We start from the raw sequence: 20951 nt of genomic DNA on the forward strand, positions 1-20951 counted from the left end.
AGGCTGTCTCGGTGAGCCCGGACCCGAACCCCCAGATGATGAAGCCCCTGACCGCAGCCAACAAGCTCGGCATCTACCTGCCCGCGGCCCCGGAATCCTTCCGCAACACCCCGCTCTCCCGCGCCGACCTCGACGCCCTCCGCACCGCCCCGCCGGAGTGGCTCACCGACCTCCGCCGCACCGGCCCCTTCCCCCGCGACATCACCGCCCGCAAACTAGGCGTCTCCAACTCCGGCCTCTCCCGCGCCGAAGTCTCCGACGCCCTCACCGCCGACGAAATCGCCACCCTCCTGGCCGACCCGCCGGAATGGCTGATCCGCGAACGCGAAAACTACGCCGAAGTCCTCAAGGAAAACGAGCGAATCGCCGCCAAGGAAGCCGACCGCCGCGCCGCCACCAACCGCCCCGCCAAAAACCGCACATAGGGGCCGAACGCCCTTCGTAAGCTCTCGGACTCCTCACATCCCGCTCACAAACTCCCGGTAGAGGAACTTCTGGTGCAAGCTCTCCAGAGTTCCCGAATATCGCCGGAAGGGGACCAAAGCGAGACGGAGCGGCCTGGTGATGGGTATCCCCGGGCCGACTAATTCCGCCACCGAAGCTGCAGCCTCGATCAACGTGGTCTCTGTCTCGTTCGGCTCAGCCGAATTGCCCCTCCATCGCGAACGAAGATGCCCGTGCCCACTGCCCAAAGGGGTCGAGTTCCACACCATCGGCGCCGCCGATGCGAGCACGGTGATGGCCTTCGACCCTGACGTTCTCCCACTGATAGTCCGCCCACGCCGCTATGTTCGCCAGCATCCGCTGCCCGCCACCGCGCTCTTGCACCTCACGATCGGCACGACGGGTCTTGTCGATGAACCGAAGCCTGGTCTCGACGCCGGTCGTTTTGAGCGTCTCCATCGCGGCGCGCTCGGCTGTGACCAGGGCCGGCTCTTCGCTGGGACCGATCGACAACGGCATAGCGATTCGCAGATCGAAGAGATGGCGAAGTATTCGAGGAAAGTCGCCGTAATCGGCTGGAACCGGATTGAGCGCGGTCGGATGCGGTACGAGCACCTCATCGAAATAGATCAGCGACTGGACAAGCTCCGCGTAGCACTGCTGCGCAAAGGGATCGCGAGGTCGGGACGGCGAGCTGTGGTTCTGGGAGAGGATGAATTCCTCTGCGCTGATGAACGTCGTGACGTCCACCATGACACGATTCGACATCAGCCGCTCCGAGACTCCGCCAGCAAGTCGACGAACCACCGCACGCAATCCGGGTCGCCGGCAATCGTCTCAGGGAAGGTCGGCTCACGCTGGTTCAGAAACTGAACACCGAGTGGCAACGGGCTGATCCCGCGGCCGTCGGTGGCTGTACGACCCATCGCCATCGCCAGTCCGATGCCCGCCGCTCCGTCCCATACCTTCTGATTGGGCCGGTAGAACAGGTCGAACTGGTGTTCCGGAGCCTGCGTCGATGCGGAGAGATCGATGCAGGTTCTGACCATGTCGAGAGTTTGGGATGTGGTGCGGGTCTTCATAACACAGCCGACGTCGGCGAGATCGATCTCGAACTTCCGCGCGGCGGAGTCCTTACTTCGCGTGACCGAAGCCCGCCGCGGTGTCGCTGAACGGCTAAGCGGCTCAGCCGATTGTCCGTTCACGAGTACCGCTCCCGACCAGTGGATCGTAATCGGCGTGCGATCGAAACCTAGTTCGGGCGCCAGGACGTACGCAGCCGTCGGTACACCGTCTTGGAGAAGGCACACAACACTGCAGAATTCGCGTCCATTGGGTGCGACGAACTCACTCGTGCCGTCGATCGGGTCGACGATCCAAGTCAGCTCGCCCGAACCAGGCAGCTCCTCCGCGTCTTCTTCCGCAACGAATCGAGACCCGGGAAAGTGTCGCCTGATGGCTTCGATGATGGCCGTCTGAGTGGCCAGATCAGCCTCCGACAACAGCGTGTTGTCAGCTTTCGTATCGACCTGGAGCGCCGCGAGGTTGCGGCGGTATCGGTGGAGCAACGGCAGCAACAACTCGTCCAGTGCTTTCCACAACGATCCGACGTCGCTCAAGGCGCCCTCCCGCACAGTGTTGTCACCTGAGCGTAGCGGTTCTGCTGACCGCCGAGGGCCATAACCTGCGGGTTCGATCAGGTCCGGCCACCACTCCACTGGCTCCGCCCCAAGGGCACATTCGGGTGGCGGGAACTCACCGTGACGTCAGCCAATGCTTGAATTGGTTTGTGTCGAATTCTTGGCCCTTCAGGTCGGTGTAGGTGCCGGATGAGATTGCGGTGACGTGGGTTTCGGTCCAGGCGAACCAGGTGTGGGACGGGTAGTCCAGGAGTAGTTGGGCGTCGGGGGGTAGGGCTTGGGCTGCTTGGGATTCCTCGGTTCCTGTTGCGATGGCTCGGGGGGTGTAGGGAGCTGTTGGGTTGAGCTGGACTGTGTCTGGCTCGGGTCGTGGGCCGATTTTTGCTGGTATGGCGATGTAGGACGGGGTGCCTGCGTTGTGCAGGGGGGACTGGGGATCGGTCGCGAAGGTTGGGTTGGTTGCGTAGACCATTACGTGGGGGCCGGTTCGGTGGAGAGTCGGCGGGTTTTCGGTGGTGGGTGGGTTTTGCGATTTGAGGAATGAAGCGGCCAATTGGGTTGTCGCGGGTGATTCGAGTACTCGGTCGATTGTGTCGGCATCCGGAGCGATTGCCGGACTGACATCGGCATTTGCCGGGGTGGGCGGCGAGGCCGCGCAACCCTGAATTGCCAAGGCGGCGCACAGGAGTGCTGCTGCGCAGAGCGAGCGCCAGCTCATTTGTTTTTCGTTATTCCGTAATCTTCGCCGAACCACGCCCATTCGGAGTTCTGGGTATACGACGCGAGCGTTTGCGTGACGATTCGTTGCGAGGTCGGCCACGGGTCTCCGTAGGTGATGGTGCCTGCGTCCGCGTCATAGCCGTAGACGACCTGGGCGTGGCCGCCGCCTGCGGCCCAGGCTATTCCGGTGAGGATCGGGCGATTTGCCGAGATTTCCGCGGCGATTTTGGTCATGGAGAACGGTGAGCCCACCGAGGCGGTGAAGCCGATCTTTTTGAATGCGCTGGCGATCTCTTCGAGTGACGCGCTCTCGTTGGGACATGGCTTGCCCTTGGCGGAGTCGTGCACGAGTTTGCAGTAGTCGGTCTGTGCGATTCGGTGGCCGAGGTAGGTGGATATCGAGGCGCCGTCGGCGGCCCAGCACCATTGATTCCACTCTTGCACCTGCTGGGCGTAGGGAAGCGTTTTCGAACCGGCGGCCATGACTCGTGGTTCGATCACGCCGGGTAGCGCGGTGGTGACCTTCAGCCCGGTCGAGCGCGATCCGAAATCCTTTCCGGCAGAAATCGGTTCGGCGATCGAGGTGGCTTGACCGAACGAAAGGATCACCACTGTCGCGGCGATGAGTAAGGCATGGAGTTTTCTTCGCGGCAGCACTCGGGCACCCTCTTTCGGGTTGCAGAAATTTCTGGAAAAGCTACGCCGCGACTTCCGACGGCGGCAAGTGGGGAACGTCCCCAATCCGAAACAAGATGTCAACACCGAATGCTGTTGCCGCACTGATGTTTTGCGAGGAGCATTCGCAATGTAGCAACGGAACGTCCGAACTGTTCCACAGTTCAACAATTCCCGACGTCCGGTGCGCATCGGGGCAATTTGCCCCAAGTCGACAAAACGGACAAATCACCAAATTCAGGAGTCATCATGCGTTACTCATTCATGCCTGCCGCCGTGGCATTCGCGGTGGGCGTCGGACTCGTGTCAGCGGGACTCGCGAACGCGCAACCGCCCACGTCACCCGAACTCAAGCACCATGCCTTCGGATTCGACGTACAGGCCGCGAAGGCCAACAAGGGCAAGGACACCAGCACCGGATTCGCGCTGCCCGTCCAGGTCGGCTCCGCCGTGGCGCCGGCGTCCTACTCGCTCAAGCAGTACGCGGCGCCCGCCGGCGACCAAGGCGCGGTCGGGTCCTGCGTGACCTGGGCGACCGGTTACACCGGCTACGGCATCTTGATGAACGAGCAGCAGATCGCCGGCGGTCCGATGGCGCCGATGTTCATCTACGCGCAGATCGCGAAGGGCGATGACGAGGGCACCTGGGCCGGTGTCGCACTGCCGATGGAGACCAGCCAGGGGATCGACACCAAATCCCACTACTGGCAGGGCGATTTCGACTACACCACCCAGCCCGATGCGTCGGAACGCGCAAATGCCGCGCACTACAAGCTCTCCGGCGCCAAGGATCTGTCCTCCGGCGATCGGGTGACCAACATCAAGAATGCGATCTCGTCAGGCCTGCCGGTCCCGATCGGGTTCGAGGTCAGGCAGAGCTTCATGAATCTGAACTCGAGCAACTCCCGCTACAACCCGTCACGCAACGAGCGCACGGTGGGCGGCCACGAGGTGACGATCGTCGGATACGACCAGAACGGTGTCACCATCGAGAATTCCTGGGGCTCGGGCTGGGGTGCCAACGGATTCTTTACCGCTCCGTGGTCCTTCATCACCAGCAGTGACGTCGATGAGGTTCACTCGATGGGACGCCTCGTCACCGGATGATTGATCCTGCTATGCGAAGTGCGATGTCCTGATTCCTGCCGGCTGCCCCGCCGGCAGGAACCGGGCGTTTTCGCCGAGCCGGATCGGCACCAGAATCCCCCGCGGGCACCCGCGCGTCTATACCGTTGGAACTGGGGAAATTACGCGCTGACGTGCCGAGTTCCCCACTCTCACACTGGGGATCCGGACGCCTGTATTCATGTCATGATTCAAACGGTTGGCCAGGCTCGGCGGCACCCCCCTCGGCTCGGAACAACCACTAGCACAACATATTTCGGTTCTCGTTCGCCTACGATCTTCGGGCCATCGCCGCGCGCACACAGAAATGTCGCGGTGAACGATTCGCTGACCTTTCCGCGACTTCGTTCATCGGGGACCGATCCAACGTCCCCATAGGGAGGACCCCATGCGAACGGCGAAATCTACCGGGCTCGTCGCAATGGTCGCGAGTCTATTGATCGGCATAGCGGCGGTGTTGGTGGGATTTACCAACGCGCCGGCCCAGACGGCGGCCGCGGCTCCCCCGACCTCCGGCGGTGTCAAAATCGGCTACTACAACCAGTGGTCGGTCTACGAGAACGCCTTCTACCCCAAGAACGTCGACACCTCGGGGATGGCGGGCAAGCTCGACTACATGATGTACGCGTTCGCGAACATCCACCCCACCGACCTGACCTGCTTCGAGGCGAACAAGGCGGCAAGCCAGGACGAGAACAACCCGAATGCCGGTGACGGCGCGGGTGATTCATTCGCCGACTACGGCAAGTCATTCGGCGCGGACATCAGTGTCGACGGCACCGCGGACGCCTGGAACGATCCGATCGTCGGCAACTTCAAGCAGATCAAGCAGCTGAAGGCGAAGCACCCGAACCTGAAGGTGCTCTTGTCGATCGGCGGCTGGACGTACTCGAAGTTCTTCTCCGATATCTCCGCGACCGATGCCTCGCGCAAGAAGTTCGCGTCCTCCTGCATCGACATGTTCATCAAGGGCAACCTGCCGAAGGCCGATGGTTACGGCGGCCCGGGCACCGGTAAGGGCATCTTCGACGGTCTCGATCTGGACTGGGAGTATCCCGGCGGTGGCGGCCATCTCGGCAACCACGCCTCGCCCGCCGACCGGGCCAACTTCACCTTGCTGACGGCCGAGTTGCGCAAGCAGCTTGACGCGCAGGGCGTGGTGGACAACAAGCACTACGCGCTGACCGCGGCCGTGGGAGCGGGGCAGGACAAGATCCGCAACTACGAGACCGACAAGCTCGGTGCCAACCTCGACTTCGTCAATGTCATGACCTATGACATGCACGGAGCGTGGGATGCCAAGGGCCCGACCAACTTCCAGGATCCGATCTACAGCAGGCCGGACGACCCGATGAACCCGGTCCCGCCGGGCACCGCGAAATACAACATCGACGAGGCGGTCACCGCGTGGACCACGGGTGACAGTTCCTACGGCATCCCCGGTGGGTTCCCGGCGAACAAGCTGACCATCGGCTATCCGTTCTACTACCGCGGCTGGACGGGTGTGCAGCCCGGCAATAACCATGGCCTTTTCCAGCCCGCGACCGGTCCTGCGCCGGGCGGACCCTCCTCCGGGAACGTCCCCGGCATCCGGATGTACAAGGAGCTGGCCGGCGTCGTCGACAATCCGTCACGCACGTTCTACGACCCGGTAGCGCAGGCCGCCTACTTCTACGATGGCACCAACTTCTGGGGCGGCGACTCGCTGCAATCCATCCAGGCCAAGTCGGATTACCTGCACTGCAAGGGACTCGGCGGCGCGATGATGTACTCGCTGGAAAACCTGGATCCGGCGTCGACCCTGTTCAACCAGGTGATCAAGACCGTCGACGGTAGCGCCGCCGGCTGCACCCCGCCGACCACCACCCCGACCACCCCGCCGACGTCGACGACAACCACGGTGCCGCCGACCACCACAACAACCGTTCCGCCGACCACCACAACAACCGTTCCGCCGACCACCACGACCACGCCACCCACCGGAAACGGCGTGATCAACGGGGATTTCGAAAGCGGCGCACTGTCCCCGTGGACCTGCACGGGCAACCTCGGCTCACTCGTCACCAGCCCGGTACACGGCGGCAAGAACGCCCTCACCGGTGCGGCGAGCAGCGGCGACACCGCCCAATGCTCGCAACAGATCACCGTCGAACCGAATCACGCCTACACATTGGCAGCATGGGTGAACGGCAACTACGTCTACCTCGGCGTAACCGGCTCCGGCACCACCGACACATCCACCTGGACTCCAGGAACCGGCGGTGCGTACCAACAACTTTCGACCAAATTCACCACCGGCGCCTCCACCACCAAGGTCACCGTCTGGGTCCACGGCTGGTACGGCCAAGGTTCCTACAGCGCGGATGACATCACCCTGAAGTAAGACCCCGCGAACACAAAGGTGGGCCTCGCTCGTCGAGGCCCACCTTTTCGCCGTCTAAAGACCACCCAGTTCGCTCACCGCACGGAATGCGCTGTATTCCAACCATTTTCGAGGAGGGCGAAGACTTCGTTCGCGGCGTGAGATGGGTCGGGATGACGTTCGATGAGGCCGCTGGCATCAAGGGCGAAGCGGGCCAGCGCGGCGCAGGAGATGTCGTCGCTGACTGCCCCGATGTCTGCTGCGATCGCCTCGGCCAGAACGGTTTCGTGCCGCAGCCACATGCGGCGGGCGTATTCGCGCAGAACCGGGGTGTCGGCGATCATACGAGTGAAGGCGGCCGTTTGCGCGGTCTCCGCTCGGACCTTGTTCGCCCGCAACAGGATGTGCTCGCGTAAGGCCTGTGGGATGGATTGGCCGGGGGCCCGGTCGCGGACCGCTGCGACGAGTCCGGCTTCCAAATCCTCGTCGAGGTCGAAAAGCAGCGCCTCCTTGCTGGGGAAATGCTTGAACAGCGTGGTTACCGAGACGTCGGCGGCTTCGGCGACGTCTTTGACACTGACCCGGTCGTAGCCGTGTTCGAGGAACAATCGCAGCGCGGCGTCGGCCAGCGACGTGCGGGTCTGGGCCTTCTTGCGCTCGCGGCGCCCGATCGGTTCGTCCACAGTGCCATCCTACCCAACATAGGTTCATTCACTACAAAAGTTTAGTGGTTGAACTTTTTTAGTGAGTCAGGTTTCATGGGCAGTATGAGCTCTTCAGATCCCCGCATCGCTGTCGTCGGCGCCGGTCTCGGCGGCCTGGCTTGCGCCCGTGGTCTCCAACTGCATGGCTACGCCGTCACCGTTTTCGAACAAGAGATCTCCCCCACCGCTCGCACCCAGGGCGGGACCCTCGACCTGCACGCCGACACCGGGCAGGTCGCCCTGCGCGCGGCCGGGCTGTTCGAGAAGTTCAGCGCCTTGGCCCGACCCGAAGGCCAGGAGCTGCGCGCACTCGATCCCCGCACCGCCGAGATCCTGCACCATCAGCAACCCGCCGACGACTACGCGCCGGAGATCGATCGAGGCCAGCTGCGCGGTCTGTTCCTCGAATCCCTCACGCCCGACACCATCCGCTGGGGCCGAACCGTCGAGTCGGTCAGTCCGCTCGACGACGGCGCTACCCTGCGGTTCCACGATGGCGCAACCGAGCAGTTCGATCTCGTCATCGGTGCCGACGGCGCCTGGTCACGGATCCGGCCCGTCCTCTCCGCCGCCGTCCCGACCCACACCGGCACCACTCTCGTCGAAACCTTCCTCGACGACGCCGATACCCGCCACCCCGCGATGGCCGACCTGGTCGGCGACGGCACCGTCATCGCGAAGTCCGGTCGCACCATGTTGTCCGCGCAGCGCAACAGCGGCGGTCACCTGCGCGTCTACACCGGGCTGGAGATCCCGCACGACTGGCACGTCACCGCGGGGGTAAACCTGAACGACAGCACGGCAGTGCGCGAATACCTACTGACCATGTTCGATGGCTGGCACGACCGCCTGCTCGACCTATTGCGTTGCAGCGACGGCGGATTCGTCAACCGCCCGCTGTTCGTCCTGCCCGTCGGCCACACCTGGAACCACCGCCCCGCCCTCACCCTGCTCGGCGATGCCGCCCACCTCATGCCCCCATTCGGCATCGGCGCCAACCTCGCCATGCTCGACGGCATCGATCTGGCCGCCGCCATCGCCGCCCACCCCACCCTCGACGAAGCCGTGCGCGCCTACGAATCCATCATGCTCCCCCGCTCCGCCGCGGCCGCCCAAGCCTGCGTCGAGTTGGGCGAGGCCATCGCCACCGGCGAACCGATCGACGTCGACGCGGTGCGTAAACAGCTCAACGAACGCCTCCTCCAGGCGTCCGCGGACCCGTCCGTCACGCACGGGTGACGCCTGCGCGAAAAGGATGTGGTGGTCCGATCCCACTACGAGCCTGGAGACGAAGATGAGAAAACGAGCGCTGTTCACGCTCCTTGCCGCGGGCACCCTGGTCGTCGGCGGGTTCACCACCGCGACCGGTTCCGCGGACGAACTATCGGCACCGTGCACCATCGGCCCCGGCGTCACGCAGACCGACACCACCGTGGAAGGGTCCGAGGGCGACGACACGATCGACTGCACCAACGCCAATCCCGGAAAGACGATCAACGGCAACGGCGGCAACGACACGATCACCGGGACCGCCTTCGATGACGTCATCAACGGCGGCGCGGGCAATGACACCCTCACGGGCGGGGCAGGCAACGACACCCTCAACGGCGGCCTCGGCGAGGACACTGTGAGCGGCGGCGCGGGCAACGACACGCTCAGCGGTCCCGGCGACGACAATGCCGCGGACACCCTGAGCGGCGGCACCGACACCGACTCCTGTGGACCGGTCGGCGTGCCTCCGGACATCCGGGACAGCTGCGAGTCGTAGCAACGCGAGCCCACGCCTCCAGGAAAGGTGACACGCGGCCCGGCCCCTGAGGGGTCGGGCCGTAACCGGGGTTGCGCACTGCTCTACCAGCGAGGATCGTAGGAGACGGATTTTTGGGTACGACCTCTCCCTGGATTCCGAAGCGAGTCCGGCAGCTCATGCAGCGACACCGCAATCCGGCTCCTGATCCAGGCGAAGAAGTTGGTCGAGCGATAAATGCCTCCTATTCCGTCGATGACACAAGCCGGTCACCGCGCCGGCACCGGCCTTGTCGTGCATGTGGCGCTGCTCGGTGGCTTTCGACTTCTCTCGGGAAACGACGTCCTCGCCATCCCGGTCGGATCGGAACGTCTGCTGGCCTTCATCGCATTGCACCATCAAGCGGTCGGGCGGCTGCTCGTTGCCGGAACGCTGTGGTCCGAGGTATCCGAATGTCGCGCCTACGCGGCCTTGCGCTCGGCACTGGCCCGGATGGATCGGGCCTGCCGCAGCGCACTGGAAGTCACGCCGCTGAGCCTGGAACTGGCCACCGGCGTAGCCGTCGATCTCCATGACGCGCGCGCCCTCGCCCATCGCATCCTCGGCGGATCCTCTTGTGCCGAAGCGGATCTCAGTGCCGCGGCGATCACCAGTCTGTCGCTGGATCTGCTGCCGCTCTGGTATGAGGACTGGGTTCTGGACGAGGCGGAGAACTGGCGCCAGCTCCGGCTGCACGCACTGGAGGCGCTGGCGCGCGACCTCGCCACCGCCGGACGTTTCGGCGCTGCGACGGCCGCCGCCTGCGCTGCCGTCAGCGCCGATCCGCTCCGGGAGAGCGCCCAAGCCGCACTCATCCGGGTTCATCTCGCCGAGGGCAACCGCTCCGAGGCGCTTCGCGCATTCGATACGTTCAGCCATCTCCTGCTGAACGACCTGGGTTTGGCACCTACACCTCAGTTATCTGAGCTCGTCGCGGATCTATCGCACCCAGGGTGGTGATCTGCTCCACCTTGGAGGACCGAGCTCAGCACTCGGGGTCCTGATATCGGCGGCGGCCGTGGCGGACAGTTGAACCTGTCACCCCAGCGAACCGGAGTCTCCGATGTCGATCTCGAGCACCACCTCGGCAGCACGTCATGCCACGGTTTCGACCGAAGACGGGGTGACGCTCGCGGTTCGCGAGTACGGGCCGCGCAACGCGGATCTGACAGTCGTTCTGCTGCACGGACATTGCCTGCGCACGGAGTCCTGGACCGACGTTCGCGATGCGCTGCTGCGCGAGTACGCCGACGCTCGGGTGGTCTGCTACGACCATCGGGGCCACGGCGATTCGGCCGCGGCGTCGCGGCAGACCTATAACCTCGAGCAGCTCGGGCACGATCTGCGTGACGTCCTCGATGCTGTCGCGCCCACCGGGCCGGTTGTTCTCGTCGGTCACTCGATGGGCGGCATGGCGGTGCTGACCTACGTCAGCCAGCGTCCGTACGAGATCGGTACTCGCATCGTCGGTGTCGCGCTAATCGCGACCGCGGCGAGCGGGCTGGCCGACGCGGGGTTCGGGCGCCTGCTGCGCAACCCGGTCGTTTCGGTCTTCCAGGCTGCGGTGCGGCGGGCCCCGGTGCTGATGCAGCACGCAAAGCTGTTGGCCTGCAAGGTTTTCGCGCCGATCATCCGGACCGCCGAGTTCGGCGATCGCAAGGTCAGTCCCAGGGTGCTGGCCCTGGCGAACGCGATGCACAACGAGACGCCGATCGTGACGATGGCGAGCTTCTTGAGCGGGTTCATGGTCTACGACCAGACCGACGCGCTCGCGGTGCTGTCGAGGATTCCGACGTTGGTGCTGTGCGGTTCCGCCGACCTGATGACACCGTCGTCGCATTCCGTCGCGATGGCCGCAGCCGTCGAGTATTCGGATTTCGTACTGGTCGAGGGTGCCGGACATTCGGTCATCATGGAGCAGCCGGAGCGGGTCGCCGAGTCCGTCGCTCGGCTGATGACGCGAGCGGGCGGTGCAGGTAGCGGCAAGGCCACGAACCTCGCACTCGTCGCGTAATTGTGCGCAAGATCTGCAGCGAGTTCCGGCACGGAACAGCAACCGCACCTACAGAGAACGGCTTCCTATCCCGAGATAAGAAGCCGCTCTACTGACGCCAACGTCACCGCGCCCGATGCCTAAGTCTGGCCCAACTACGCGGAGAGGCGGGCTAGTACTGACTCTGCTGGGCAATGACGAAGCCACCTTCGCCGTTTTGATCAGTTCCGGTGTCGAGGACCTTGTCGTCCAGGAATTCGGCGGCCGCTCGGTCCAAGAAGATTCGCGATCCTTCGGCAGTCAAGACCTGGTCTTGCTCAGCCGGTACCGCGGTCACTTCGAGTTGCAGCGTTTCGGCGCCGTCCGCGGTGGAGATGCGCAGGCCGGCCTCCTCCGGCGCGCCCTCCCCGGACGTGATGTTGCGAACGACCTCGATGGCGGTGGGGGTGAGCATCAACATGAATGTGGTTCCTTCCCGCTGTCGTGACAGTCCGCCAAGTACTGGCGAACTCCATTCCGCCGACCAGCCACCGACGCCGTCATTGGCGTCGCCGACCAGCACTGGCGTTCTCCAAGGGGTAGCCACATGCTGGTCGGCGAAACCATTCTTCTCGGCGACCGGAACATTCACCCTGGTCAGGGGCGAATTGTGACGCTAGCCGCATCCGCTCAGCTAGCGGTCAGCGGCCGACGCTACGCGGAACGGGTCCGCGACTTGAACCACTGGAACACCAGCAGCACGGGCAGGATGAAGGCCTGGAAGAACATCCAGTACGAGCCGCCCTCGAAAATGAACGCCAGATAGATGCCGTAACCCACGAACAGGGTGCCGAAGACAGCGTTGAGTATCTGACCCACGTTGCCCTGGGATTTGGCGAAGGACAGGGCGATCATTGCCACACCACTCACCAACAGCAGGACCACGTACCACGAGAACTGCGGGTCGGCGCTGAAGTCCAGATTCACGAATTTCCCCCATAGAAGTAGTCGAACACAGAGTTGGGCGATTCCGAACGAGCCCCCCGAACGTGCGAATCGTGCCATTGCCGCCGAGCGACCGCAAGTCAGCGGGCAGCACAGCGCCGAATTCTGTTTATGTTCAACCTGTTTCGTTCTAAGGCGGCGTCATTCGATCGGCGTGGTGAGCGAAACCACGGCATGTAGTTCCGCTGCGGCCTCGAGGAATGCGGTGGCGCGGGCGGTAATGCCGGCGTCCCTGGCGGCCAGCGCGGACTGCACGTCCTCGGATCTGTGTGCGCGCCGCAACTCCGGCAGCACGGCGCGGAGCTGTTCGATCGGGTAGCCCGCTTTTCGGAGTTGATGAACGATCCGGGCGTCTCGAACCTGATTCGGCGTGTAGTGACGCGCGCCTTGTCGGGTGCGGTCCGGGGTGACCAGACCTTCAGAATCCCAGTGCCGCAACGTCGATGGGCGGATGCCGAGTGCGTCGGCGAGTTCGGCGATGCTCATCGAGTCGGAGCTGTGCACGTCATCGATCGGCTCGCCCGATATCGATGCGGCGGCCCGCTTGGCCTGCCCGAGTTCGATGCGCTCGGCGTGCAGTCGAGCGTGTGCCGCGTCGAGCAGCGCGAGGGCTTCCGAGATCGAACCCGAGTGGACCACTCGGAGAATCTTCTTGGCTTCGGTCGGGCCCGCGCCGACCGCGAGTGCTCGGTAGGCAAGTGCCGAACGGAGGTGCACCTCCCCGTAGATCCGGTGGCCGGTCGCGGTGCGGGTTGCGGCCGGCAGCACACCGTCCCGCTCGAGATTGCGCACCTGCTGCACCGAGTAACCAGCATGCCGGGCAATATCGACAGTGCGCCTGAACTGCGATTTGAGGCTTTCCACGCGAATCTCCTCGTAATTCCGCACCAAGTCCACACCAGCACTTGAATGAGACGCTGGAAGCATGACCATAGACGAAATCATCGACTTCGTTGCCGACCTCGACGGCGTGCTGACCCTCAACCCCACCGCCGGCGACCAATGGCCCGAAATCAGCTGGGGCGACACCTTCTTCTACTACTCCCCCGACGGCGTCATCCCCACCAACACCCAACCCTTCGCCACCATCGTGACCAAGGACTACCCCGACGAACCCAGCTCACAGTTGAACCGCCCCAACACCTTCCGAGTCAATATCGTCGCCGGAAAAGAGGCCTTCACCAACTGGATCGGCCATGCGCCGAGACAGGCAGTCACCGATGTGGATTACAGCGTCACCGACACCGTCATCCCCCACCCCACCTACAGCTCCGCCGGCTGGCTCGCAGTAGTCAACCCCGGTACCCGAACCGACGCCCCAACCCGCGAGCTCCTGCAAACGGCCTATCACCGCGCCCGTTCCCGTCACGAGCGACGTGCCGGGTCAGACGCACGCTGACGGCTTAACACTCTCATAGCAACGATTAGACCAGGACATCTCGGACAATCTCGCGGCTGACGATGCTAACGCGACCGAAAGCTCACGTACCGGTGGTGGGTGGAGGCGGCGGCCCACCTCGGTGTTCCGAAGCGTGCTATCAACCGCAGCTTGGCGCGGATCGTCGAGGCGGCAGAGCCATGGGGAGAGCGAGTGTCCGAGATCGGGTTCGACGACCAGACCACCGACCATATGATGACTTTCATCGCTGAACGACGCATGGAACTTCATCAGCCCGCGGCGTAACCTCGCGAACCACCACGATCAATCCGCATGCAGGTCATGGCCGTCCCACGTGAACCGCGCCGTCGTCACCGCATCGTCGCCATCCCCGGTCAAAATTTGATGGATACCGATCCCGCTGAGCTCCGCGTAGGTGCACCACTCATGATCGGAAGTGAGCATCAGGTCCAAATCCAACGCCGACAGCAACGCGAAGATCTGGCCTCTATTGGTGGTGTCGACCCCGACGAACACCTCGTCGAGCAGGATCACTCGTGGTGCCTCCGGTGCTGCCTGATAGTGCGCGGCCACCGCGGCAAACAGTGGGAGATGCAATGCGATGGCCTTCTCGCCACCGGACAGCGCGCCGTGCAGCTTCTTGGTGAGCAATTGCCAGCCTTCGCCGCCGCCCCGGTCGACCTTGACCACGAACCGATGCCACGCGGTGTAGTCGAAGACCTGCGCGAGTTGCTGCTCCCAACTGGTCGCGGTGTCGTCGGCCTTGGCTTCCTCGATGCGATCGCGCAAAAACCGGTGCAGTGACTGGTGATCGGCCTCGGTGAGACGCACCGGGTCTTTGAGAAGGAGATCGCGGGCAGCCTTGGTGCCGGGTGGCAGGTCGGGTGCGATTTGCCAGACCAGCCGCACAGCGACATTCGAGGCGGTGCGGACGCGCTCCAGGCGGGCGTTCATCCCATCGACGAGTTCGTTGGCCTGGCGGATCCGTGCCGCGAGGTGGCGGCGGGTGTCGCCGGTCAGGGTCTGGTCGAAGAGTTGCCGCTCCTGATCGGTGATTTCGTTCTTGGCCTGGTCGGCCTCCGAGCGAAGAATCTGCAGCAATTCGGCGGCGCCCACGCGGACGCCGTCCACCACGGCGGTGAAAACCTGGATGTCTTCGTCGGTTTCGAGGTCCAGGTCGGCGCGGGAGCTGAGGGCGGTGCGGCAGTCGTGCACGGAATCGGCCAACCTGCGCAGCGCTTCACCGAGATTGGCAGGAGCGTGCGGGATGGTCGGCCAGGCCGCGGCCACCAAGCGTGCGGCGTCGAGTGCGGCACGCACCCCTTCGGATCCGGTGAGCGTGTTCCGGAACTTGACGAGCTCGGCGATCTCACTGTCGGCGGGAAGCACTCCGGCTGCCAAGTGGCGGAATCGTTGCCCCACAGTATCTCTCGCGGCTTCGGCGAGGTCGTGCGCCTGCGCGTCGGTGATCCGCCTGCTCCCCAACTCACCCAACTTCTCCGCAAGGCCGTTCATCGTCACGCCGTCGGCACGAATACGGCCGTTGAGTTCACCGATCCTGATTCGCAGCCTGTTGATCTCGTCTAGCACCTCGAGGTAGCCGAGCCCGACGGCACTTTCGATGGCGTCGAGTCTCGTGGCCAACTGCCGGTGTTCGTCCTCGGCACGGTCCGCTTCGTTCTCCCGCTGTTCGGCGAGACCCGTTGAGTTCCTGGCTTGTTCGGCGCGCAGCTCGGTCTGGCTGCGCGCGGACTGCAACGCACCGAAAGCGTCGAGCCAGGCCTCGGCCTGGCCGCCGAAAGCGTCGAGCGCGTCCGTCACCCTTGCCAGGGCTACCCGCTCGGTCGGTAACCCGTTCTCGCCGGCGAGGCTCACCAGTTCCAAAAACGCGGATTTCACGGCGTGCTCGCGGCTGGAAACATCGTCGACGCGCCGCCGGACAACGCCATCCGCTGCGGCCAGATCCGATTCGGTTCTGGTGAGCAGCAATTGGGCGGCCGACAGCTCCTCGTGGCTCGGCTTCGCAGCACGCTCGGCCTGTACGGCTCGGCGACGTGCGCTCAGCACCCGCACATCATCGGCCAATCGGGCCAACACAGCGTCGTATTCCGCGATCTGCTCGTCGATTTCACCGATACGGCGTTCCCGCGCGCGCTGGCGGGTGAGCGCGCCCACGAATGCGGCCTGTTCCTTGGACCAACTGCCGGTGAGATTGCCGGTTCGCCAGGCGCCGTCGGCTGCGACAGCCACGATCGAATCGGTGGGCAACCGATCGTCGAAAGCGATCGTGGACAGCAGCCGGTGCACCACTGCGGTCTCGATCACCGTGTCCGGCAACGGAATCAGTACATCGGCGAGAGAACGTCCGGTCACGGCGGGCAGCAGGGCGGGATCGGCGAAGACGTCGTGGCCGACGACGGTACCGCGCGGCCCGACCCACGCGTCCAGCAATCCAGCCGCCTCCAGCGCGGATTCGACCCCGGCTCGCGCGGACTCGGAAACGTCGTCCGCGAAATCGACGAGCTGCCACAACGGAGCGCCCGTCATGTGCGCACGATCCGTCGTGCGCCACGGCGGCGCGGCAGGGGGGATGTCCTGCTCATCGGACAGTCGAGCCCGTTCCGCGACAAGCTTTTCCCGCTCGGCGCGCGCGGTGCTCGCAGCGGATTCCCGGAGCGTTTCCTGCTTGCTGATCCCCTCCAGGACCGCGGTCGCCGCCGCGTTGACCGCATCGACCACCGCCGACTCGGAATCGGCCACCTCGGCCAGCGCCTCGGAATCGAGGAGACCGAGTTCACGACAGCTGACGACCCACTCCCGCAACCTGATTCGCAATGCCTCCAGCGCCTGCTGGCGTCCCTCGACCGCTGTTATCCGCGCGGCCTCGGCGTCGGCATATGCATCCCTTGCCTGCTCCAGCTCCTGCTCGGCCTGCCCCCGCAGGATCACCGCACGCTCGTGCGCGTCCAGCGCCCGAACGGTGGCACCGATCTGATCTCGTTTGCCACGCACGGCACCCCGCAGCAATGACCGCGTCCGGCCGGACTCGAGTGCCGCCGATATCTCTTCGTACACACTCGACATGCCGACGCGGACCGCCGCCTGCCTGGTCTCGGTGGCGAGCTCAGTGACTATCTGCGCCTGCCGCTGTTCGGCTGCGGCAGCAACCTGATGCTTCGATACGTCGTCCTGTGCGGCGGTTCGGCGCGAGGTGGCGTCGACGCGGATGTCAGCGGCGCGGTCCTTTGCCTTGGTGGTGTCCTGGCGCAGCCGATCCAGCTGCTGGCCCTTCTGGTAGGCCTCGGACACCATCAGCCCTTCCTTGCGGGACTCCGCATGCGAGCGTTCCGCCTCCAGGCTTTCCAGTTGAGCTTCGGTCTCCTGTTTGCGCTGAGCGACAGACTCGCATTCCGCGGCAGATCTTTTGGCAGCGTTCGACAATCTCTCCAAGTCGGTGGTCGCGGAGATGAGCGCTGCCGCACCCGCCCGCAGAACACGCTGGGCGTATGTCTTCTGTTGACGGGCGAGTGTGCGGGTAGCGGCGACCTCTTCTTCCAATCGCGTGAGCCGTTCCCGTTGCGCGTCGAGCCGTTCGAAACCCTCTGCCAGGTCAGCGATCTCGTCCTGCCCCAGCGGCGGCAAGGCCCGCGACAGCAGGGTCGACAGCAGCGCGGGATCGAGTCGTTGCGACAACTTCGGGGTCCGTAGCTGCAGCATCGCCGTGATGAGCGCGTCGTAGCGTTGCTCGTTCAGGGCAGGGAAAAGCACCGAGCGGATTTCGTCACGATAGTCACTCGCGTTGGAGTGGACGACACCGCGGGCGCCGAGCCGTTCTTCCAGCGCCGAGCGGGTCAACGGCCGGCCGTCGATGGTCAGTCCCAGGCCATCGCCGATACGCAGATCGGTGGTGAAGTAGTCGGGATGAACGGCCGTGGTATGACTGCTGGCCTGCAGTCTCGCACCACAGGTGAACCACCGCTCGGGGGCGCCGGGCAGTCGGAATTCCAACCATACGTAGCCGACCCGAGTAGTCCCGGTTGCGCCTTCCCCCATCAGGTTCCAGTGCATGGTCCGCTCGCCGGTACCGAAAGTGGAGAGCCGATTGGCGCGTAGGTTCGCGTCGAACAAGAACGGCAGCAACAGTTCCAGCGCCTTGGACTTGCCGCTACCGTTCGGGCCACGCAACAGCAGTCGGCCCTCGTGGAATTCGAAGACCTCGTCGTAGTACCGCCACACATTGAGAATGCCTGCGCGCGAAGGGATCCACCGCACCGGGCGCTCGTTATCCGCATCGGTGGCGGGACGGGGTAACGCTGTCACGGTCATGACGACGACTCCTCGGTATTGTCGGAAGTTCGCACACCGCTGACGCGATAGCGCGCGGCAGCGGGCAGCGGTATTACCAGCCCGGACGCCGTGGTCCGGACCAGACCGAAGGCCGACAACGTGGCGATCGCGTCGGACACGAGCTGGCGGACGCCGTCGGCCCCTCGATAGCTGCGGGCCCAGCGCGGAAATCGTTCCAGCAGTTCGGTTGCCGACCGCCGCAGCTGCTCGACCGTCGTCGACCCGGGGATCGCGTCGAGCAGCAGCAGTGCCGCCACCTTTGCGGTCGCCGCGTCGTCGGGGAACCGGCCGTCGGTCGCGATGCCGTCGACATCGACAAGAAGCACGCCCTCCGCCCGCTCCTCGAGCAGAAAGCCGCCCTGCTCAGCGGCTTGGCGCAGCAACCGCCGACCCGTCGGCGAGGCGAGATAGGCACGTTCATCGTCGGACAGCTCGTCGTAATAGACGACTGGGTCATCGACCAATCGACGAAACACGGAGTGGCGCAACCACAGATTGCGTTGCACATCGGAGACACCCGCGGTGTCCGCGTGCCTGCCTGACGCCAGACCGTAGCGGCGTTCGCGGGTTACCTCGCCGAGCAACTGCTCGACCCGCAGCGGGACTTCGTCGGTAGGTACGCCGAGCTGAGAGGGGCCTACCGGTGCCGCCAGCAGACGCAGTAGCAGTGTGGTGTCCACGCGGTACAGCACTTTCGCCGAGTTCGATTCGATGTAGGAGTCGGCGGAACCATCGATGGCGTCCAGTACTCCATACGATTCGAGCAACCGAAGTGCGTCGACGAATGCCATCCGCTCGCTGCGGCTCGCTGTCTCGAAGTTCGCCAGCACCGGATCCGCGGCGGTCGCGGACTGCACCCGATCGGCGAGCAGTCCGATCGTCGTCACTGGCGCCGCGAAAAGTTCTGCCGAAACCACACACAGCAGGACGTAGCGCCTGCGGTCGAAAGGGGCTCGCGCCGAACGCAATCGGCGAGCCGGGCGGGTGGGGTCGGTGGCGGGACGCACCTTGACCAGGCGCGCGTAGCCGAGACGGGGCTCGACCGTGAGCGTCCAACCACAGTAGTAGTCGAACCATTTCGCGATCGGTTCGCGCCGACGGCGGACCAGGTCGAACGGTTCCGGCGCACCGCGTTCGGTGATGAGCGGGCTGGCCAGCAGCTGCCGAATACCGCGCGACACCTCCTCGCGTTCGGCAATCACCAGCTGATTCGCGAGCTCGCTCATGCCCGTCCTCCGCTCGCGCGCCGCCCTTTTCGCTCCCCTGGCACCACAATGTCGAGGAGATAATCGGGACCGTGGAATACGCCGCGCGGAGTCTTCAGCTCGGCCTGAGCGCGGTCCTGCGGCGGTCGCAGCACGATCTCGATCCGTCCGTCGGTGGTGCTGCCGCGCCGGGTGCCGTCCGGCTCCGGCGCGTTGCCGAGCGCTCGTCCGAGCAGGTCGAGCAGTCGCTCGAATACCGCGTGGTCGAGTCGGCCGAATGCGGAAAGCCGAACGGCGCCATCGGTATTCAGCAGATCCCAGGCCGCTTCCAGCTCGACGCGCTCGGCGGCCGCTTGTTCGGCACGGGCGGCTTTGATCGCGGACACGTCCCGCACCCGACCGGTCCGGCTGAAACGTTCCGTGCGGCCAGCCGTACGCAGCAACGGAGATACTTCGACGGGCGGTGCGTCGGGCCATGCGGCTGTCGAGCTCACCAATTCCGGATCTGGGTGCGCCAAGTGGGCGTGCCGCGCCGAACTGAGCCCGAACGCTGTCGACCACAGCCGGTGCAGATCATCTTGCTCCGGCACCAGGGTGAACCACCTGGCCAATTCGCGGAAGTCGGCCACGGCGCTACTGGAGCGCCGACGTGACTCGGTGATCCGGTCGAGCACTTGCAGCAGGGTGATGATCGCCTTGCGGCCGACAAGATGCAGCTGTTCGATGCGCGGTACCGAACCGTCGGTGGGCAGGAACCAGGCCTGCAGCCCCTCCCAGCGCGCCCGGCGGTGTTCCAGCCACGCCAATCCAGGGTCGGTGCCGGTCAGTTGGGGTAGTTCGGCACCGAGCAGGGCACGATGATGCATCCGTCCGACGCCATAATCGTCGATCGTGCGAATTCGGGTGGCTATCGCATTTCTTCGGTGCTCGATGTTGGTGAGGAACTCTTGCAAATAGGCCACCGTCGCGGCCTTGACCTCGTGAAAGACCGCCAAGTCCGCGCCCTCCGCACGCAACAGGCGTTGCAATTCACCATTGAACTGCTTGGTGTTTCCGCGTAAAGCATCGAGATGCGACTCGAGTTCACTCAGTGTGCTGAACACACGCCGGTCGATGCCGGACGCCAACTCCTCGATCAGGTCACCGAGTCGATCGGCGATCGCGTCCAGCACTGCGGTCTGCAGCGCACCGGTAGACGCGAGCACCGTCATCGCATGCACCACACCGGCGAACGCGGCCTCCCCCTGCCGGGTGAGCGAGTACTGCAGGTTGCGGCGTTCGTATTCGGCGGCGGTCCGGTAGTTCTCGGAGTGGTTCTGGATGACATCGACGAGTTTCCAGGCGCGCAGCTGATCCAATGCCGTGGTGAGGTCGTCGTCCTCGAGCGCCGCCAGCCAACCGACCGACCGGAGTCGAGCTCTGATGTCATCGATGCCGAGCGCCGTTATCAGTCGCTCGTTGGCCTCACCGAAAGCGTGCAGCACCGACACATACAGGCCGGCACGATCACCGCTGGTGAAGCGGAACATCTCGGGCGGAACACGAATGGGGTCCACGGCGCCTCCCC

At 64.6% G+C, this 20951-nt stretch carries 19 protein-coding genes; 9 read left to right on the forward strand and 10 right to left on the reverse strand.

All coding sequences use genetic code 11. The features are described from left to right. Positions 1 to 11 precede the first annotated feature (11 nt). Positions 12 to 425 (forward strand): DUF5997 family protein, encoded by a 414-nt coding sequence (locus ACIBK2_RS18525; RefSeq protein ID WP_396968755.1) that lies wholly within the window; start codon positions 12 to 14, stop codon positions 423 to 425. A 214-nt stretch (positions 426 to 639) separates the two neighbouring features. On the opposite strand, the gene ACIBK2_RS18530 is transcribed toward ACIBK2_RS18525, so the two are convergent. The 3 genes from ACIBK2_RS18530 to ACIBK2_RS18540 all read right to left on the reverse strand — a co-directional run bounded on the left by ACIBK2_RS18530 (position 640) and on the right by ACIBK2_RS18540 (position 3671). Then, positions 640 to 1197, reverse strand: coding sequence for a hypothetical protein (locus ACIBK2_RS18530; RefSeq protein ID WP_396968756.1), 558 nt, complete (start codon positions 1195 to 1197; stop codon positions 640 to 642). 14 nt (positions 1198 to 1211) lie between these two features. After that, entirely contained in the window at positions 1212 to 2063 is an 852-nt protein-coding gene (locus ACIBK2_RS18535) for an inositol monophosphatase family protein (RefSeq protein WP_396968757.1), read from the reverse strand. Positions 2064 to 2798: 735 nt separating this feature from the next. Next, a complete protein-coding gene (locus ACIBK2_RS18540) occupies positions 2799 to 3671 on the reverse strand; it encodes a papain-like cysteine protease family protein (RefSeq protein WP_396968758.1) in 873 nt (290 codons plus the stop codon). A 57-nt stretch (positions 3672 to 3728) separates the two neighbouring features. On the opposite strand from ACIBK2_RS18540, the gene ACIBK2_RS18545 reads away from it, so the two are divergent. Next, entirely contained in the window at positions 3729 to 4586 is an 858-nt protein-coding gene (locus ACIBK2_RS18545) for a C1 family peptidase (protein ID WP_396968759.1), read from the forward strand. A 406-nt stretch (positions 4587 to 4992) separates the two neighbouring features. After that, positions 4993 to 6987, forward strand: coding sequence for a glycosyl hydrolase family 18 protein (locus ACIBK2_RS18550; RefSeq protein WP_396968760.1), 1995 nt, complete (start codon positions 4993 to 4995; stop codon positions 6985 to 6987). Positions 6988 to 7061: 74 nt separating this feature from the next. Here the strand turns inward: ACIBK2_RS18550 and ACIBK2_RS18555 are convergent, their stop codons facing one another. Beyond that, entirely contained in the window at positions 7062 to 7649 is a 588-nt protein-coding gene (locus ACIBK2_RS18555; RefSeq protein ID WP_396968761.1) for a TetR/AcrR family transcriptional regulator, read from the reverse strand. Positions 7650 to 7733: 84 nt separating this feature from the next. Between ACIBK2_RS18555 and ACIBK2_RS18560 the strand changes: the two genes are divergently transcribed. The 4 genes from ACIBK2_RS18560 to ACIBK2_RS18575 all read left to right on the forward strand — a co-directional run bounded on the left by ACIBK2_RS18560 (position 7734) and on the right by ACIBK2_RS18575 (position 11470). After that, positions 7734 to 8909 carry an FAD-dependent oxidoreductase gene (locus tag ACIBK2_RS18560; protein ID WP_396968762.1) on the forward strand — a complete coding sequence of 392 codons (1176 nt, stop codon included), beginning with the start codon at positions 7734 to 7736 and terminating at the stop codon, positions 8907 to 8909. A gap of 55 nt (positions 8910 to 8964) precedes the next feature. Then, positions 8965 to 9438 carry a calcium-binding protein gene (locus tag ACIBK2_RS18565; protein ID WP_396968763.1) on the forward strand — a complete coding sequence of 158 codons (474 nt, stop codon included), beginning with the start codon at positions 8965 to 8967 and terminating at the stop codon, positions 9436 to 9438. Positions 9439 to 9717: 279 nt separating this feature from the next. Then, positions 9718 to 10416, forward strand: a complete 699-nt coding sequence (locus tag ACIBK2_RS18570; protein WP_396968764.1) for a BTAD domain-containing putative transcriptional regulator — start codon at positions 9718 to 9720, stop codon at positions 10414 to 10416. Between the two features lie 103 nt (positions 10417 to 10519). Continuing rightward, positions 10520 to 11470: an alpha/beta fold hydrolase gene (locus ACIBK2_RS18575; protein ID WP_396968765.1), complete on the forward strand. Its 951-nt coding sequence runs from the start codon at positions 10520 to 10522 to the stop codon at positions 11468 to 11470. A gap of 151 nt (positions 11471 to 11621) precedes the next feature. On the opposite strand, the gene ACIBK2_RS18580 is transcribed toward ACIBK2_RS18575, so the two are convergent. The 3 genes from ACIBK2_RS18580 to ACIBK2_RS18590 all read right to left on the reverse strand — a co-directional run bounded on the left by ACIBK2_RS18580 (position 11622) and on the right by ACIBK2_RS18590 (position 13297). Continuing rightward, on the reverse strand, positions 11622 to 11909 hold the full coding sequence (locus tag ACIBK2_RS18580) for a hypothetical protein (protein WP_396968766.1): 288 nt from the start codon (positions 11907 to 11909) through the stop codon (positions 11622 to 11624). 233 nt (positions 11910 to 12142) lie between these two features. Further along, positions 12143 to 12415, reverse strand: a complete 273-nt coding sequence (locus ACIBK2_RS18585) for a hypothetical protein (protein ID WP_396968767.1) — start codon at positions 12413 to 12415, stop codon at positions 12143 to 12145. 159 nt (positions 12416 to 12574) lie between these two features. Next, a complete protein-coding gene (locus ACIBK2_RS18590) occupies positions 12575 to 13297 on the reverse strand; it encodes a MerR family transcriptional regulator (RefSeq protein ID WP_396968768.1) in 723 nt (240 codons plus the stop codon). Between the two features lie 61 nt (positions 13298 to 13358). Here ACIBK2_RS18590 and ACIBK2_RS18595 point away from each other — a divergent pair, with 61 nt between their 5' ends. Together ACIBK2_RS18595 and ACIBK2_RS18600 are read left to right on the forward strand one after the other, a co-directional pair. Further along, a complete protein-coding gene (locus ACIBK2_RS18595; RefSeq protein ID WP_396968769.1) occupies positions 13359 to 13832 on the forward strand; it encodes a DUF6194 family protein in 474 nt (157 codons plus the stop codon). Between the two features lie 99 nt (positions 13833 to 13931). Further along, on the forward strand, positions 13932 to 14117 hold the full coding sequence (locus tag ACIBK2_RS18600; RefSeq protein WP_396968770.1) for a hypothetical protein: 186 nt from the start codon (positions 13932 to 13934) through the stop codon (positions 14115 to 14117). A gap of 18 nt (positions 14118 to 14135) precedes the next feature. On the opposite strand, the gene ACIBK2_RS18605 is transcribed toward ACIBK2_RS18600, so the two are convergent. From ACIBK2_RS18605 to ACIBK2_RS18615, 3 genes are read right to left on the reverse strand one after another with little or no spacing between them, the layout of a single operon-like run. Then, positions 14136 to 18158: a TIGR02680 family protein gene (locus ACIBK2_RS18605; RefSeq protein WP_396968771.1), complete on the reverse strand. Its 4023-nt coding sequence runs from the start codon at positions 18156 to 18158 to the stop codon at positions 14136 to 14138. Then, positions 18155 to 19405 carry a TIGR02678 family protein gene (locus ACIBK2_RS18610; protein WP_396968772.1) on the reverse strand — a complete coding sequence of 417 codons (1251 nt, stop codon included), beginning with the start codon at positions 19403 to 19405 and terminating at the stop codon, positions 18155 to 18157. The genes ACIBK2_RS18605 and ACIBK2_RS18610 overlap by 4 nt, the downstream gene beginning before the upstream one ends. Beyond that, positions 19402 to 20940: a TIGR02677 family protein gene (locus ACIBK2_RS18615; protein WP_396968773.1), complete on the reverse strand. Its 1539-nt coding sequence runs from the start codon at positions 20938 to 20940 to the stop codon at positions 19402 to 19404. Before ACIBK2_RS18615 ends, ACIBK2_RS18610 begins: the two co-directional genes overlap by 4 nt. Positions 20941 to 20951 lie beyond the last annotated feature (11 nt).

The organism is Nocardia sp. NPDC050175 (assembly GCF_044459885.1).
Classification (GTDB): Bacteria; Actinomycetota; Actinomycetes; order Mycobacteriales; family Mycobacteriaceae; genus Nocardia.

Excerpts from the sequence above, each read along its gene's own strand:
- ACIBK2_RS18530 (WP_396968756.1), bottom strand. The coding sequence starts at position 1,197 with ATGGTGGACGTCACGACGTTCATCAGCGCAGAGGAATTCATCCTCTCC.
- ACIBK2_RS18540 (WP_396968758.1), bottom strand. The coding sequence starts at position 3,671 with ATGCGCACCGGACGTCGGGAATTGTTGAACTGTGGAACAGTTCGGACG.
- ACIBK2_RS18545 (WP_396968759.1), top strand. The coding sequence starts at position 3,729 with ATGCGTTACTCATTCATGCCTGCCGCCGTGGCATTCGCGGTGGGCGTC.
- ACIBK2_RS18550 (WP_396968760.1), top strand. The coding sequence starts at position 4,993 with ATGCGAACGGCGAAATCTACCGGGCTCGTCGCAATGGTCGCGAGTCTA.
- ACIBK2_RS18560 (WP_396968762.1), top strand. The coding sequence starts at position 7,734 with ATGAGCTCTTCAGATCCCCGCATCGCTGTCGTCGGCGCCGGTCTCGGC.
- ACIBK2_RS18565 (WP_396968763.1), top strand. The coding sequence starts at position 8,965 with ATGAGAAAACGAGCGCTGTTCACGCTCCTTGCCGCGGGCACCCTGGTC.
- ACIBK2_RS18575 (WP_396968765.1), top strand. The coding sequence starts at position 10,520 with ATGTCGATCTCGAGCACCACCTCGGCAGCACGTCATGCCACGGTTTCG.
- ACIBK2_RS18580 (WP_396968766.1), bottom strand. The coding sequence starts at position 11,909 with ATGTTGATGCTCACCCCCACCGCCATCGAGGTCGTTCGCAACATCACG.
- ACIBK2_RS18595 (WP_396968769.1), top strand. The coding sequence starts at position 13,359 with ATGACCATAGACGAAATCATCGACTTCGTTGCCGACCTCGACGGCGTG.
- ACIBK2_RS18605 (WP_396968771.1), bottom strand. The coding sequence starts at position 18,158 with ATGACCGTGACAGCGTTACCCCGTCCCGCCACCGATGCGGATAACGAG.
- ACIBK2_RS18610 (WP_396968772.1), bottom strand. The coding sequence starts at position 19,405 with ATGAGCGAGCTCGCGAATCAGCTGGTGATTGCCGAACGCGAGGAGGTG.